The sequence below is a fragment of the Actinophytocola glycyrrhizae genome (genome assembly GCF_042653545.1).
GTDB classification, from domain to species: domain Bacteria; phylum Actinomycetota; class Actinomycetes; order Mycobacteriales; family Pseudonocardiaceae; genus Actinophytocola; species Actinophytocola glycyrrhizae.
In genome coordinates this window covers 13762-30102 of record NZ_JBHSIS010000005.1, presented here as the reverse complement: position 1 = coordinate 30102, position 16341 = coordinate 13762, and the positions used below count along the sequence as shown (strand labels likewise).

6 protein-coding genes are annotated in these 16341 nt (G+C 68.8%); 1 reads left to right on the top strand and 5 read right to left on the bottom strand.

What is annotated here, in order from left to right; all coding sequences use genetic code 11:
* Complete coding sequence (locus ACFPCV_RS10650) at positions 1–174, bottom strand: hypothetical protein (RefSeq protein ID WP_378055925.1); 174 nt, start codon at positions 172–174, stop codon at positions 1–3.
* A gap of 71 nt (positions 175–245) precedes the next feature.
* Complete coding sequence (locus ACFPCV_RS10645; protein WP_378055924.1) at positions 246–1370, bottom strand: hypothetical protein; 1125 nt, start codon at positions 1368–1370, stop codon at positions 246–248.
* 775 nt (positions 1371–2145) lie between these two features.
* Between ACFPCV_RS10645 and ACFPCV_RS10640 the strand changes: the two genes are divergently transcribed.
* Positions 2146–2925, top strand: a complete 780-nt coding sequence (locus ACFPCV_RS10640) for a transposase family protein (RefSeq protein ID WP_378055949.1) — start codon at positions 2146–2148, stop codon at positions 2923–2925.
* 718 nt (positions 2926–3643) lie between these two features.
* On the opposite strand, the gene ACFPCV_RS10635 is transcribed toward ACFPCV_RS10640, so the two are convergent.
* The 3 genes from ACFPCV_RS10635 to ACFPCV_RS10625 all read right to left on the bottom strand — a co-directional run bounded on the left by ACFPCV_RS10635 (position 3644) and on the right by ACFPCV_RS10625 (position 16303).
* Positions 3644–4057, bottom strand: a complete 414-nt coding sequence (locus ACFPCV_RS10635) for a hypothetical protein (protein WP_378055923.1) — start codon at positions 4055–4057, stop codon at positions 3644–3646.
* A 36-nt stretch (positions 4058–4093) separates the two neighbouring features.
* Positions 4094–15736 (bottom strand): DNRLRE domain-containing protein, encoded by an 11643-nt coding sequence (locus ACFPCV_RS10630; RefSeq protein ID WP_378055922.1) that lies wholly within the window; start codon positions 15734–15736, stop codon positions 4094–4096.
* Between the two features lie 255 nt (positions 15737–15991).
* Entirely contained in the window at positions 15992–16303 is a 312-nt protein-coding gene (locus ACFPCV_RS10625) for a hypothetical protein (RefSeq protein WP_378055921.1), read from the bottom strand.
* Between the last annotated feature and the right edge of the window lie 38 nt (positions 16304–16341).

The window sequence follows — 16341 nt, the reverse complement described above, 5'->3', positions numbered from 1 at the left end:
CTACGAGCCGCCCTTCCACTCTCCGTTGTCCACAGAGTTGTCCACAGCGGTGGGCGGGGTATCGAGTGCGGCGATGAGCGCGTGCGGGATGCGCTGGGTCGGCTCGTCGCCGACCGCTGCGGCGGTGGGCGCGGAGGGCTCGGCGGTGGGCTGGTGGGTGGCGTCGTGGGTCACGGGCGTGCCTTCCTGGCGATGCGGTCCGGGTTGGGCGAGGGCGTCGTTCGGTGCGGGGTTGGGCGCGGTGTTCATCGGAGGTCTTTGGGCTGCGAGACCGCGTCCGAGGGCGCACTCGGCGACACCGAGGGCGTCGACTGGTGTGCGAAGACAAGGACGTCGGAGTGGATGCGCCGATGTGGGGCGGGCAGTCCGCGTACCGAGGCGCGGTGACGCGCACGTGCGTCGCCGTCGTTGGCCTGGCGGTCGCCGTGGACGCCGTCGGAGTGGGTGTCGGCGAGGTGGAAACGGCCGTCGCGGACGGGTGTGCGCAGGGCGACGATGTGCTGCAGGTAGAGCAGGTCGGCGTTCTGTCCCGCGGTCACCACCGCGCCCGTCGGGTCGGTCAGCTCGCCCGACGTCCAGTCACAGTGCGTGAGCACAACGAGGATGCCGCCGACCCGAAGCCGCCGCGCCGCGTAGAGCGCGATGAGGTCCGCGTTGTTGTCGTGACCGTGGTCGCCGGAGCGTTGCGGCGGCAGGCTGGTGACGATCAGGTCGGCGCTGCCCGCGGGTTCGGTCACCGCATCCGGGAGGGGCACCTCGACGGTGAGTTCCGGTGCGGTGGGGAGGGCCGCGGGAGCTGTGCCCAGCCCGCCGACGAGGTCGGCCCAGAACGGGCGGGAGGCCGGGGCGGTCGACGTCGGGTCGACCGGAACGCGCTCCACGCGCGCGGCGCGGTCGAGGCGTTCGACGGCAGCGACGGTGTCGGCCAGTTCGGAGTCCGACTCGGTGCCGGGGGCGCGGTCGATGACGCCGTCGGCACCGACCACGCTGAGCGTCGGGCGGGTGTGGTCGGGGGTGGGCCAGTCCAGCAGCATGACCCGTTCGGCGGGCTTGCTGAACGAGGTGACGATCCGTTCGACAAGGGCGGTGGGCCATGTGGCGTCGAGGTCGATCGGTGCGGTGCCGGCGGTCCAGACGGTCGCCGGAGTCGGGGTCGAAGCCGACCCACGTGACCGTGAGCGGCCGGTGCCGGTTGTGGACTTCGCGGGCTTGCCGGGGCTGACGCGGGTGGTGGTCGGAGCGGTCGGCCAGGGTCGGCGGTCACCGCCCCTGTGCCCGCCAGGGCGGGCCGGAGCCGGGTGCGTGGAGTCCGTTCGGGTAGTGCTGCGCCGTCGGGGCGAGCGGCGGGCGGAGTTGTCGGACTGGGTCACGGGGTGTCCCTTCGCCAGGGGTGGGTGCGCCTGTCGGTGCGAAGCGCTGATGACACCCCTGAACTCCGAAATACGACCCCGTTGGGGACACGCCCCGCCAACTTTTCTCAACCGAGCCCCACGGCCTCGAATAGCCCGAAAAGGTTCACACGCGCGAGCCCGCGCAGAGGGAGGCGGCGGGTCCAACAGAAGGGACCGAGCACCTTCCGATCCCGTCGGAGATCGCGGACACCACCGGCTGCAGCAGCGCGCGACGGCCCGCTCACCGCTATTACTAAACTAGTACCGAAGTAGTACCGGGAAACCATATTGCCAGCTAGAAGGGTAGTACCGGAAACGCCCTTTTGATCTTGACCGCGCGTGTTCAGTGATCCACAACGACGGCCAGAGTGGATCTTGTGACACCTGCGGCGCGGGTGCGATGATCGCCGGTACCTCTGCGGTACTAGTTCGGTACCAGTTTGGTTATCGATTGGTACTACCCGCTGTGGCGTCCTGGGCAAGTCGTTGATTCCGACTTGCTTTCGGGAGCCATTCCATGAGTTCACGTGAGGCTATTCCGCGCTCCGGTTTCGAGCGCGATTCCATGCCGTTGGACGCGGCGCGGTCGGCGTTCGAGTGAGCCGTTTCATCCTGGTCTGGATGTGTTGGCAGGTAACGCTTCTGGCTGGTCACAGGTTGGTGATCATCGGCGTGTCGGCGCCTGGACGTGGTGAAGCCCCTGGTAGCAGAGCTTTCGACCAAGATCGTTCTGCCAAGTGTCCAGGGGCTTCAGGTGTTGTTCTACCGTGCCGCGTTGCCGTTGTCACATCAGACCCTGACCTTCGTGTCCGGTCTGGTCCGCGTCCATCGTCGGGAGATCGGCACACCATGGCGGGCGCTCAACCCCGGCCAGCAGGCCCTGCTGGTGCTGGTCTACCTGCGTAAGGGCGAGCCGTTCGCCGAGGTCGGAGCCGGGTTCGGAGTGTCCACGACGACATGCTGGCGGTATGTGAACGAAACCGTCGAACTACTCGCGGCGCGGGCGCCGAAGCTACGGGACGCGCTGCGCAAGGCGAAACGTGAGGGCATGGCCTACGTGATCATCGACGGCACCCTGATCCCGATCGACCGGATCGCCGCCGACCGGCCGTTCTACTCAGGCAAACACAAGCGCCACGGGGTGAACCTGCAGGTCATCGCCTCGCCGGATGGGACCATCCTGTGGGTGTCCTGCGAGTTACCCGGCAGCACGCACGACACCGCCGCCGCCCGAATCTGGCAGATCCTGGCCGCGCTCGAAGAGGCCGGGCTGATCGCGTTGGGCGACAAGGGCTACCACGGCTACGACCAGACCAGCCAACGGGTGATCACCCCCTACAAGGGCAAGAACAAGCCCCAATCGCAAAAGGACGCCAACCGGGCCCACGCCCGGCTCCGCGGCCCGGGTGAACGCGCCAACGCCCAGCTCAAGTACTGGCGCATCCTGCACAAAGTCCGCGTCAGCCCACGCCGCATCGGCCGACTCGCCAAAGCCATCCACGTGCTACAGAACTACGAAACCACCGCAGGATGAAAAAGGCTCAGTGTAGGACCTCGACGCGGGCGCACTCGGAGAGGCGACCCCTTAACCTCAAGGCAAGTGGACTTGTCCCCCAGCGCCGTTACCACAATTCGCTGACCTGCGGAAATAGAGAATCCCCTGCATAAAGCAGGTCGGTTCATATCCGTTGAGTGCAGCTTACCCCAGTAACGGCATAGTGAACTCTCCCGGTTTTCTCCTTCTCCTGCATCCACAGACCGGCATCTGGCCGATGCCGCCGCTCACAGCCGGAACACGTGTTGCGGTGGGATGTGACGACCTGACGGCAGGCTGCCACCGGTGACCGCGGCACACGGACATCCGGTAGCCGCGTTCGGTGAGCCAGTCCACGACGTCCTGCGCGCCGTGGCCGTACCGGCGGGTGTGGCGTTCCTCGATCTCGACCAGCAGCGCGGGCCGGTGGCGGTCGATGGTGTGCGCGCCGCCCCGCAGAGCAGTAGAAAGGGCCGTCTACCTGCGTAGACGGCCCTTTTCCGGTCGGGCTGACAGGATTTGAACCTGCAACCCCTTGACTTACCGGGTCTATCGCGACCTGCGGCGATCCACACACCTCTCCCCTGTTGAACTGCGAAAACTCGCTCATCGTTTGCCGTTGGACGGTCAGCTCGAAGCGGCGCGGGTCCTGGTGGAAGACGCCCGGGACGGCCTCCTCAAGATCGCCAACTGTACGTGCCGTAAGGACGGTGTTCGGTCAGGACAACGTGCAGTTCGGCAGGACGATCATCACCTGGTCCGGGTCGTCCGGATCGTTGCCGTAGACCGTAATGGCTTCGGCCGTTTCCGTGCGGAGTGTCAGCTTTGCCCGGTTGTCCGACTCGGCGACGCTCAACACCCGGTTCGGCAACAGCAACTTGCCGGAGAACAGGATTGGCATGTCGTTCTTGCCAGCGACGTCGGCATGCTCCTGGCCCACCACGGTGACGGTGACCGGCCCGTCCACCGAGTTGCAGACGTTGACGTAGAGGGAATCGCCGTCCAGGTGCGTTGGCTGGGACGTGGGATCCCAGTCGTCGTGACCGGATTGGGTCTCCGCGTCCTCGATCGCCAGCAGGCCATGGTCGAACGGCACGGTGAACGACCATCCATCGCTCGCGAACATCGCCATCCCTCTCGGGCACTCGAACGACCAGGACTCCGCCGGTCACCTGGCAAGCTGCCGCACCATACCACCTTGCGATCTGGCACAGCCCGAACAGTGCGGGTAGGCGGTCTGCGGCGTCCCCGGCGGAACAAGCGCCGTCGGCGGCTGGTGATCGGGGATCCAGTTCCCGCTCTTGTTCCCTGACGAGGCCGCACCGCATGTGTGGCAACCGTACTTGTTCCCGGCGTCGTTGATGAGGTCACGAACCCCTGGCGCGTTGATGTTCCCGTTGACCAGACCGACACCTTCCTTGGCGTACGGGCCTGGACCGAGTGTCTGGTTCGCATAGTTTCCGGTGTTACTCGGCTTCAACCCCAACGGGTCGACCAGCGCGGTCGGCAGGTTGTCGACGTAGGAATACAGATTGGCTCCACCGGCGAACCCGAGCGGGTCCTCCGAGACGAACCGATGCAGCGTCGGGCTGTAGTAACGCGCTCGGTAGAAGTACAGCCCTGTGCCGTCGTCCTCCCTGCCGGTGAACCGATACGGGTTGCCGGCGACGTCGCCGGCGACGTACGTGCGGCCGAACGGCTCGTACGCATACGTCCCGACCGAACCCGTGTCCTCGCCAATCACTCCCGTGGTCGAGCCGAGAACGTCGGTCAGCATGCGGTAGTCCCCGTCGGCGGTATGCCGTAGCTGGAACCCGTCGACCTCACCGGTCGTGGTCAATGTGACCGCTCGTCCGCCGTCGGTCTCCCGCAACGGGTTCACCCCGTCGTACAGGTAGCTCGTGGTCGCGCCGGCGACGGTCCTGGCCCACCGGTTCCCATCCGGGCCGTAGGTGAACCTGGCCTCGATCCCTTGGCCGGACAACGACTTCAACTGCCCCTTGGCGTTCCAGCCGTAGCTGGCGGTGCCATCGTCGGTCAGGTTGCCGTCCGCGTCGTGGTCGATCCGCGTGGCGCCCACCGTGCGGACCCGGTTCGCCGCGTCATAGGTCGCCGAGCCGAAGGGCTCCGGCAGCACCGTCCGCGAATGCTCGCCGTCGGTACGCACAGGCAGGCCGGCCGCGTCGTAGGTGTACGACAGCTGACCTAGCCCGGAGGTGCCATCCTGGTAGGTGAGCGACGTGACCTGCCCGGCGTCGTCGTAGGCGTAGGTCTGTGACACGCCGGTGTCACCGGGAGCGCCCACCCGTTCGGGCAGACCACGTGCGTTCCGCGCGACCTCGGTAACAACGGCACCGCCCCGCTCGACCCTGGCGAGCAGGCCTGACGCGTCGTAGACGTGACGTGTCACCGGTTGACCGGAGACCGTCATCGTCCGGTCCCGCACAGTTGTACCGTAGGTGTACGACACCGCGCCGTGCGGCGTCGTCTCGGACCGCACCCGGTCCAGGCCGTCGTAGGTCCGGGTCAGCGTGCCCGCCACCGAGTCGTCAATCCCCGTCACGCGACCGGCATCGTCATAGCTGTAGGTCACCGTGCTCTCGGTGCCGAACCGGGATTCCTCACGGCGGTCCAACTCGTCCTGGTCGTGCTCGGTGACCACACCCCGGCGGCTGGTGTGCATGACCAGGTTGCCGTTCAGGTCGTATTCGATGGTCTCGTCCGCGCCGAGCGGATCGGTCACGCGCTCCGGCCGATCCATCTCGTCGTAGTCGAACCGCGTCTGGCCACCACGGGGGTCGGTCACCTTCGTTCGGTAGCCGTTCGCATTGTATTCGTAGGCGATGGTGCGGCCGAGCGGATCTGTGACCGCCGCGATGTCGCCCGCAGCTGTCCACTCAGTCGCTGTTGTCGCACGACGCGGGTCGGTCTCCACGACCGGACGTCCGAGCGCGTCGTAGGCGGCCCGGCTGACCCCACCGAGTGGATCAGTGGTCGTGATCGCGTCCGCGCCTGCGTAGGTCACCGACGTTGACTTGCCCACCGGGTCAGTCACTCTGGTGACGAGGCCCCGGTCGTCGGTCTCGTAGTTGGTGACCCGGTTGGCCGGATCGGTCACCGATTCCACGGCGCCGCGATCGTCCAGGTCGTAGACGGTCTGCTTGCCGTAGCTGTCGGTGTGTCGCGTCAGCTCGTTGTGCGGGCCGTTGTACTCCCACTTCTCCGTCCGCGCCTCCGCCGTGCCGGCGAGCAGGGTCATTTCGCGCACGAAACCGTGGGTGTCGTAGAGGTACGTCGTCCGCCGATTCAGCGGGTCGACTGTTGCCTTGCGACGGACGCCGCCGGCCTCGTATTCGTAGGTGGTGGTCTGGGCGAGCGAGGTTCCGTACGCCTTCGTGTCGGTGAGCACTGAGCCCGAGGGGTTGAACGTGAACCGGCGGACGTGGCCGCGGGGGTCGGTCATCCGCGTCTCGACGATGGCCTCGCCGGACTCGATGTACTCGAACGCCGTGATCCCGCCGTCGGCCGCGGTCTGGCGGAGGACCCGCCCCTTGTCGTCGTACTCGTTCAGCAGGTAGCGAGTGTCACGGGGATCGGTGATGGTCTCCAGGCGGCCCTCGGCGTCCCAGCCGTAGCGCGTCACGCCGCCGCGGACGTCGGTCACGGTGGTCAGGTGGCCGGTAGCGTCGTAGGTATACGACACCCGCCTGCCGATGTTGTCCTCGATCGCAGTCACCTTCGGAGGGTTTGCCTCGTCGTAGGTGAACCGGACCCACTTCCCGCTCGGCGAGGTGATCTGGGTGATCGGGCCGTTCGCCCGGACCTTGCCGTCGAACCCGGGTGGCGCGGTGGCGCGGGTGATGGTTGTCGCGTTGCCGAACTTGTCGCGGATCTCCTGGATCGGCGCCTCCTCGCCGATGGTCATCACGGTGCCGTCTCGCAGGGTCAGCTCCCAGCCGCTGTCCACCCAGCGCACAACGGAGCGGTCGAACTCCGTCGGGGTCGGGTCGGCCGCGAACACCGCGCCGGCGAAGTCCCTGCCCGGCGAGGTGCGGGTGTAGTGGACTTTGCTCCCATCCGGCTGGACCAGGTCGAACTGCTGGAAGTCGAAGTTGCCGATCTGGCCGGGCGACCACGGGAAGTGGCCGTAGTTGAAGCTGGTCCCGACGCCGAACGCGCGGATGTCGGTGTCGCCCTGCTGGTAGGTGCGGGTGATCTCGATCGGCATGATGTCGTCGATGACCAGGTCGGTCGCCTCGTCGACGAGCAGACCGGTCGCCGGGTCCACCGGGTCGCCGACCCTGGTGCCGTTCGGCCTGGGTGCCCGCGCCGCCGGGTTCATTCCGGGTACCGCGGTCATCGCACCGGTCAGCCGGTAGAACTTGACATCCTTGTCCGGCACGATCTGCTTGCCGTCCCGGGAGACGGTGCCATAGCCGTAGATGTGCCAGCCCTGGCGGTCCGGGTCGTAGTTCCAGAACTGGGTGCGGGTGCCCGGCGGCTCCTTGGTGTAGTTCGGGTAGATGATCGTCGCGCCCTCGGGGAACAGGTAGCCGCCACCCGGTTGCACGGTGAAGTACACCGGGACCTTGGTCGGCGGCAGCGGGAACGGCGCCCGGTCGATCGGGATCGGCGTCAAGCTCAGCTCGGTCGCCACCTCGCCGTCCGCGTCGCGCACCACGGTGCCCTTGGGCAGGTGCACCTCGAGACCGGGGATGGCGTCCGTGGTGAGCACGGTCTCCTCGGTCGTCGGGCTCGGCACACGCACCACCGACTTCGGGTCGATCTCCGGCAGGAACACCGTGTGCGGCAGCACCAGCATCCGTCCGGCCTCGACGTCGACGCCGATGTCGAACGCGGCGAACGTCCTGCCGGTCGCGTTCGTCCGGCCGTCCACGCGCAGCACCACGCGGCCGTCCGGGATGCCGGTCAGGGCGAACTTGCCCTTGGCGTCGGTGGTGACGCGGCGGTCGCCGACACTGACCGGGACATCGGCCAGCGGCTTGCCGGACGTGGAGCGCACCTCGCCGACGACACCGGTGTAGCCGACGGCGAACTCCAGCGGCCGGTCGCGCACTGGCGCCGGGTCGTAGCGGGTGGTCCAGTCACGGCCGTTGAGGTTGAGCTTGTCCGGCGCCCAGCCGTCGGTCTCCTCGCACGGCGTGGCGGCCGCGATGTCGGCCGGTGGCTCGTCCGCCTCCGGCTGGTCGGAGCCGGACGGGGCGGGCGCGAACTTCGCCGTCGGCGGGTCCGGCTCGGACCGTGGGCACACGGCGGTCGCCGGTGCGGGCCCCGGCTCCAGGCGTTGGCCGGTGGTGGCCGCCGCGGCGGTCGGCTGGCGGCTGATCGCGACGGCGATCGTGCCGGTGAGGTTCCCGTCGGGGTCGAAGACCAGCGTGTACGTGCCGGTGGCCGCGAGCGGCGCCGGCAGGTTGAACTGGTCGGAGAACATGAACCGGCGGCTCACCTCGACCACGCCGGACGGCGCGATCAGCTTGTAGTACGCACCCCGGTTGTCCGGAAGCCCTCGGGTGACGGTCAGGCGCAGCCGGTCACCCGCAGTGCCGGCGAAGGTGACCTTTCCGTTCTGGGCCAGGCGGTCGATCGTCATCGTCCTGGCGGATCCGCCGATCTCGGCCAGCCCGCCGTCCACTTCACCGGAGAACACCAGGCTCAGCTCACCGGTCGCGGGCAGTCCGTCCTGGGTGATCGGTTCGAGCTGGATCCGGTACTCGCCGTCCACCGGGAGCGTGGTCAGGTCGAAGCCGTACGGCAGCCCGAACGCCGCGGTGGTGTCCAGCGTGGTGCCGTCCGGTTTGGTCACTCGTGCCCTGGCGAACGGGATGTCCGGTGAGGTGTAGCCGAGGCTGAGCCGCTGCCCGGCCTGCCCGGTGAACCTGGCCACCAGGGTCTGTCCGGGGATCGGTACGGCCTGGGTGACAACCGGCCCGTCCAGTGCGATCACGCCGGCGTCGACCGGCTTCGACACCGCCAGCGTGACCGTGCCCGTGGTGGCGAAGATCGGCTCGACGTACAACCGGTACCGGCCGGTCTCCGGTAGCGCTGGGACATCGAACCTGCCGTCGAGCGTGGACGCGACCTGTCGGCCGTCGCTCGGCCGGTAAAGCCGGAGGCGGAAGGTGCCCGGCAGGCTCTTGGTGGGACTCAGGATCCGCAACGGCTCGCCTGTGACGCCGTCGTAGTCGTACCAGACTTCACGGCCGGGACGGTCGACGGTGACCTGGGTGAGCGCGTTGACCGGCAGCGGACCGGCCTCGACGGCGGTGGACAGCCACGCACGTGCCCTGCCGACGGCCTCCCAGCCGGTCATGAACAGGTTGTGCTCGCCGCTCATCCGGACCGGGACCTGCCTGGTCTCCTGGGTGCCGGTGCGCAGCTCGACCTGGTTGCCGTCCGGCTCGACCAGGATGCCGGTCGGATAGCCGGGCCTGCCGTTCTCTCGAAGGGTGTTCTCGGTGGAGGAGAACCGCAGGTTCTGGTTGGCGACGCCGGTGAACGGCAATCGCACGGACTGGCCTGGCCGGTTGATCTGGAACGGCACGCTCGGCCCGTCCACCAGAAGCTGGTCCGCCTCGAGCGCGCTGGACAGCCATACCTTGCCGAAGCCGAGCTCGCCGGGGCCGAACGTAACCGTCACCTTGTGGGTTCCGGTCTCCTCGGCCTGGAACACCATGGTCGGGACGTACTCGGTCAGCGACGCCCGCCAGATGTGTCTGCCGCCGTCCGGGCGCACGACCGCGACGTTGTAGACCTGCTGCGGCATGCTCAGGTCGGTCAGGCCGAGGCTCAGCCATTCGCCTTCGGTGGCGGTGAACGGCAGCTCGGCGGTCTCCTCGGACTGGTCGATGGTGAACGGAACCCCGGTGCCGTCGCGGGTCAGCCGGTCACCGGTCAGGTCGTGCGACGCGGTGATCCGGACCGAGCCCGCGGCGTCGTCGTCGGGTGCGACGACGATCGTGTACGTGCCGTTGTGGCCGAAGACCGGGATGTCCTGGCGCAATGTGCTGCCTGCGAACAGGTCGAGCGGGTCGCCCATGGTGCGGCGGGCGAAGTCACCACCGTGCGGGGTGAACATCCACATCGCCGAACGGACCGGGATCGTGTTGTTCTCCAGGTCCAGGTGGAGCCGCTCACCGACCTCGCCGTCGACCAGCACCAACGCGGCCTTGCCCGCTGAGATGGCGACCTCGGACGGGGTACCGAGCTGGATTCGGCCGCCGTAGACGAGGTCGTCGATCCGGAACCCGCGCGGGGCGATCAGCACGTCCGTCGCGGAACTCGTCTGTCCGCCCGGGGTCCGTACGGTGATCTTCCCGGAGTTCGCGGCCGCCGGTACCTCGACGGTCAGGCCGCGCGGGCCGGCCTGCAGCACGCGGGCCGTTGTCTGGTGGACGAGCACCACGTTGCGGATCGGGTCGGGATCGAACCCGGTGCCGCTGATGACGATCCGGTCGCCTGGGTTGGCCCGGTCGGCGGAGAGGCCCGCGATCGTCGGCGCCGACGTGGCGGCGGTGACCGAGAACGGTGTCGGGCTGGTGGCGCTGCGACCGTTCGCGGTGACCTCGACGTGGCCGGCCCCGGCGTCGGCCGGGACCACCACGGTCAGCCGGTTCGCCGACGCGGCGGTGACCTGAGCGGCGATCCCGTCGAAGGTGACCTGGTTGTTCCCGGCCGTGATGTCGAACCCGGTGCCGCTGATCTCGACCGTGCTGCCGACCGGGCCGCGGGCCGGGACGAGTGCGAAGACCGAGGCGGTGGCGGCGTTGTAGCGGTCGGTCCTGGTGAGGTTGCCTGCCGCGTCGTACCGGTACGCGGCTGCCTCGCCCGCGTTGTTCACCACTCCGACGAGCTGGCCCGCCGCGTCGTAGAAGTAGTCCCGGGGTCCGGCCGGGGCGCCGACCACGAAGACGTACTTCACCGGCGCGGACAGCACACCGCTCGCGGTGGCCTTGGCCCACACGGTCAGGGTCAGCTGACCGGAGCGGACCGGGGTGAGGGTGATCGTCGCGGTGCCGGTGCCCGCCGGGACCTCGGTCGGTGCGGCGTCGGTGTCGAGTTGGTAGCGGAAGGCGTCGGCCGCGACGGGGCCCTGGGTGCGCAGGGTGAACTCGCCGCCCTCGCCGACGCTCCCGTGCAGCTTGCCGTCGGCCGGATAGTCGGTGGAGGACACCAGCGGCGCGTCCGGTGTCGGCGCCGGTCCCCCGACCAGGAACGTGTACGTCACCGGCGGGGACGCCGCGCCCGTGCTGCCGATCGCCCACACCACGACGGTGTGCGTGCCCCCGGTCGGCGGGGTGATCGACACCTGGGTCTCGCCAGTGCCCGGGACGTCCGTTGCCTGACCATTGTTCAGCCGCCACCGGTACCCGGAGACCGGTGTGGTCCCGTTGGGGCGGAGGGTGAACATGCCGGCCTGTCCAGCGCCGCCGTGCGGTTGACCGTCCGCCGGGTAGTCCACAGAGGACACCGTGGGCGCGTCCGGCGGCGTCGCCTCGGCCACCTCGAAGACGTAGGTGGTCACGGCGGAGACGAGGCCGGCCGAGGTGAACGTCCGCAGCGACAGCGTCTGGGTCCCCGAGGTGGTCGGGGTGATCCGCACCGTCGTCTTGCCGGTGGCCGGGACATCCGTGCTCGGGCCGCCGTTGAGCTGCCACCGGTAACCGGCGATCGCGTTCGACCCGGTGGGCCGGAACGTGAAGGTGCCCTCCTGCCCCGGCGCACCGTGCGGTGCGCCACCGGACGGGTAGTCCAGCGAGGTCACCAGCGGCGCGCCAGGACTGCCCGGTGCGTCGGCCACCACGAACCGGTACGTCGCCGGTACGGAGACGAGGTTGTCCGTGCCGAGCGCCCGCACGGTCAGCGTGTGCTGGCCCGGGGTCGCCGGGGTGGCGTAAATCTGGACCTCGCCCGTGCCCGCGACGTCGGCCGGGGTGCCGTCGTCGAGCTGCCACCGGTAGCCGGTGACCGGCGCGTCGTCGTCCGGTGCGAAGGTGAAGCTGCCTGCCTGGCCCGGTTGCCCGTGCGGCTGCCCGTCCGCCGGGTAGTCCGAAGAGGACACCTGCGGCGCGGCGGGCGGGCGTGGCGGCTCGGCCACCAGGAACGTGTGGGTGGCGGGTTCGGACGCGAGCCCACCCGGGGTGAAGGTGCGCACGGTCAGTGTGCGCTCGCCAGCCGACGCCGGGGCGATGGTGACAGTGGTCTCGCCGGTGGCGGGCACGGTGACCGGCAGCTCCGTGTCGAGTTGGTAGGTGAACCTGCCGATCGGCACGTCGTCGCCGGGTGCGAGGACAAATGAGCCGGGCATGCCAGGGCCGCCGTGTGGCTGCCCGTCCGCGGGATAGTCCGAAGAGGACACCGTTGGTCGTGCCGGAGGTGTCGGCGCCGGGGTTCCCGGTCCGGCAGCGAACAGACTCGGCCGCGGAACCCGTTCGCCCGGCGCGAGGTCGCCGTGCCATTCGGTGGCGGCGCCGAAGGTGGCGCCGTCCGACACCGCGACCGTGGCCGTGGCGGAGTCACCTCGGGTGAACGCGACGACGTCGAATTTCCCGTCGCCGGTGAAGTCGCCGAGGCCAGGCAGCGCGTCCGGCGCGAAGCTCGCGTGCCATTGCCGTGCGGCGCCGAATCCGGCCCCGGTAGAAGTGGCGACGCTGACCTGGCCGTTGCCGAACGACACCACGTCGGCGCGGCCGTCGCCGTCGGTGTCCCCGACACCAGCACGGTTAGCGTCCGGCGCGAAGTTGTCGTGCCAGGTCGAGGTGGCCGCGAATCCGGAACCGCTGGACAGCGCGACGAGCACGTCGGCTGCCTCGCCTCCGGTGAACGCGACCAAGTCGTCCTTTTGGTCGCCGTTCACGTCACCGACCGCCGGCATGGCGGTGCCCAACGCGAACCCGGCGCGCCACTCGGTAGCCGCCGCGAAACCGTCTCCCGTGGACAGTGCGACGTGCACGGCGCCGTCATCGCCCCGGGTAGCACTGGCGACGTCGTCACGGCCGTCGCCGTCGAAGTCCCCTAACAGCGGTATCGCCGTACCGGCGGCGAGGTTGTCGTGCCAGGTCAGCACCTCGGTCGCGAACCCGGTGCCGGTCGAGAGCGCGACCAGCACGTCCGCCTCAGTGCCACGGGTGAACGACACCAGGTCGGCTCTGCCGTCTCCGTTGACGTCACCGGTCAGCGGGATCGTCGTGTCGGTGGCGAAGTCCTCGTGTCCGAGCACGCTCGGGTCGGCGAACCCGGTGCCGTCGGACAGCGCGACCCGTACCGATCCGTCCTCGCCTCTGGCGAAGGCGATCGCGTCGTCGCGGCCGTCGCCGTTCACGTCGGTCTTGGTGTTCCGGTAGTGGGACGGCTCGGCGACGACGAAGGTGTAGGTGGTCGCCGGGGAGGAGACACCGTTGGCGGTGAGCGTGCGAACGGTCAACCGTCTGGTGCCTGAGGCCGCGGGCGTCAGGTTGACCGTGACCTGGCCGGTCCCGGCCACCTCGGTCGGGCTTGGGTCGGAGTCGAGCTGGTAAACGTACTTGCTGATCGCGAAGCCGTTGCCCGGGCGGAATGTGAACGCACCGGCCTGACCGGGCGCGCCGTGTGGCTGGCCGTCGGCCGGATAGTCCGCAGAGGACACGATCGGCGCGGCGGGCGGAGTAGGCGGCGCGCCGTTGTAGGAGACCGCCAGGCGTGGCCGGAGCAGCACCTCGGTCGCCTCGTCGGAGTTGAACAACACGCGCTGGGACGCGACGGTCTCGTCCCGCAGCTTCACCGCGAACCCGAGATTGGTCGCCGGGTTGTTCACCCAGCCCTGAACCATGCTCGCGTTCTCCCAGATGTGCCAGGTTGGCCGGCTGGTGACGTCGGAGACGAAGTCGGCCCTTGCCGCGAGATCGCCGCCCGCCGCCGTCCACGCGGTTGCGGTGGAGGCCCGGCTCCACGTCGCCTGGTTCTCGACGAAACCGCGGGTCAGCGGGTGCCCGTCCAGGATCGCGGCGCTGCCGTCGGGTGGGTTGGCGTAGAACCCCCAGATCGACAGGTCCGCGTCCACAACCGTGGTGCCCGCCGGAACCGCGGACAGCCCGTTGAAGGCCATCACGGCCCTGGTACGACCGAAGGTGGTGCTGTTGTTGCCCACCATCAGCCAGCGCTGGCCGGTGAGCGCGTTCAGGTTGGTGGTCGGCTGGTTGGCCGAGAGCGTGGTGTCGGCGGCGGCGGAGAAGATCTGCCGCACCTGACCGGCCATCGGCGTGCGTGTCATCCGCGTGACGCTCGGGATCAGCTCACCACTGCGTGTCTTCACCGCGACCAGGTAGTGAAAGGCGTTCCACTCCAGATCCGGCCGGCCGCTCGGGGTTGGGGTCGCGGTGGTGTCCACGAACCTGGTTGCCCCGCCGCCGACCGCTGTGACCAAGGTGGACGCCGACGGGGTGAAGACCTGGGACACCGAGCGGTGAACCTGGTACTCGACGATGTCGTCGTTCGGGTCCGCCGGGTCGGGGTTCGCGTACGGCGTCCACACCAGCTCCGCGCCGGTGGCGTAGGTCTTGGTGATCGGCTGCAGCCCGGCGCCCGGACGGCCGAAGGTCAGGATCAGCTTGGGAAAGACCTCGGTGTCCCCGTTGTAGTCGAACTCGGCTGCCTGGTAGACGGCGCCGCCGTTCTCCAGGGTCTCGTTGGTCGACCGGACCGCGAGGCCGTGGTTGGGCGCGGAGCCGGACACCCAGGACTGCGCGATGGCCCGAACATCCCATTCGGACCACGTGTTGGTCACGTTGGCCTGCTTGACCGTGGATCCCTGGGCTGCGGCATACGCGCGGTTGAAACTGCTCCAGGTGACTGAGTTCTCTGCCCAGGCTGCAGTGATACGTCGCGTCTCCATGGTGACGTTGGTGGCGCCGTTATGCAGCTCGTTGTCGTAGTACATCCGCAGGCTGGCCGACGTCAGGCTGGACCCCGCCGGCACCACCGACAGGTCGAACTTGAGCAAGCTCATCGCCACACCGAACGGATCGGTGCCAACGGACAGCTCGTAGCGGGCACCGAAGTTGGTGGTCGGGGTGTCCGACCAGACCTGCGCGTCCTGCCCGCCGGTCGCGGTCGGGTCGATGATGATGGTCGGGTCGATCACCACCGGGTAGGCGCGTTCCGGCGCGGACAACCACGTCCTGTCCGCGCGCACCGTCACGGTGATCGTGTCGCCATGCTGCTCGACGGTCTGGGCGACCCTGTCGCTGCGCGCCCTTCTCCGGTCGGCGGACGAGTCGACCATGAACGGCGCTGGCATCGTGTACAGCGGTGGGCCGTCGTCGCCGAAGAACGCGATGGACCCGTCCGGCTGGGGTTCGGCCGTGACACCGTCCAGCCGCAGCGAGAACCGGTAGGTGGGATCCTTCGGCGGCGCGGCGAGGAGGATCTCCTCCTTCAGCGAGTCAGGCGTCACCTGGTACCGAAGATCCGCGCCGGGGAAGGCATCCTGGTAGGTGACCGTGTTGCCGTCGGCCAACGGCGTGATCCGGCGGGACGATGTCTGCAGGCCGAGTTCGACGCTGGTGCCGGCCATGGCGAAGCGGGTGAGCCGGTCAGTCCGGTCGCCGAACGCACTGGCGAAGGCATTGGTGTCGTTGCCGAGCACGTAGCCGTCCGCGGAGTCTTCCCGCACCGTGACGTCGATCGGCTGCCAGTCGCCGTCGTGGTCCCGGAAGTGTCGTGGCTGCGTGAACAGCTCAGCTTCCAGGCCCCCGTCGGACATCTCGAACACGCGCATCGCCGCGTCACGCCGCTCGACGAGCTCCCGAACCCGCACCGGCGGTCCGTCCGACGTATCGGGTACCGCAGTCCGGTCACCACCGACCGTCGGCAACGACGCCGGTACGGCTACGGCCACCAACACGAACATTGACACCAACAGGAAAAGTCTGGACAGCACGCCAAACCGTCGAGGCACGCGCACGTTATTCCCCCAGCGTCGTGGCCATATGGCCACAAACTCCCCCCGAGCCATGAAAAAATTTACCAACCGGCTACCGGATGGCATACCTCCGAACGGGCGCTTTGGGCGCTACTCGACCTCGGTGGCGCCCTTCAGACAGCCCAGCAAGGTCGATGTGGCCTGCTCGTCCGGCGCGATCTCCTCGGGCGTTCTCGCTTCGGGATCGCCGTCGACGAAGGCGGCGATGTCCTCCGGGGTGGCGTAGTTCAGATACCAGTCGGCAAGGCAGGCGGCCGTCGCGTCTGGAGTGTCCGCCGTCCGCGGGTCGGACTGGATCCTCGCAATGATGTCGTCCCGGCCCGGCGACGGATCCTCGCTACACGCCACAAGGGATCCGGCCAGCGCGGCGGCCACGAGGGTCGATCCGATTCGGGAGGCCATGGGCGGAGCCTAACCTCGGTAGGTCGCTGACAGGATCG

What these genes read in the sequence shown, in the direction of transcription:
- ACFPCV_RS10635 (WP_378055923.1), bottom strand. Translation starts at nt 4,057, where the DNA reads ATGGCGATGTTCGCGAGCGATGGATGGTCGTTCACCGTGCCGTTCGAC.
- ACFPCV_RS10625 (WP_378055921.1), bottom strand. Translation starts at nt 16,303, where the DNA reads ATGGCCTCCCGAATCGGATCGACCCTCGTGGCCGCCGCGCTGGCCGGA.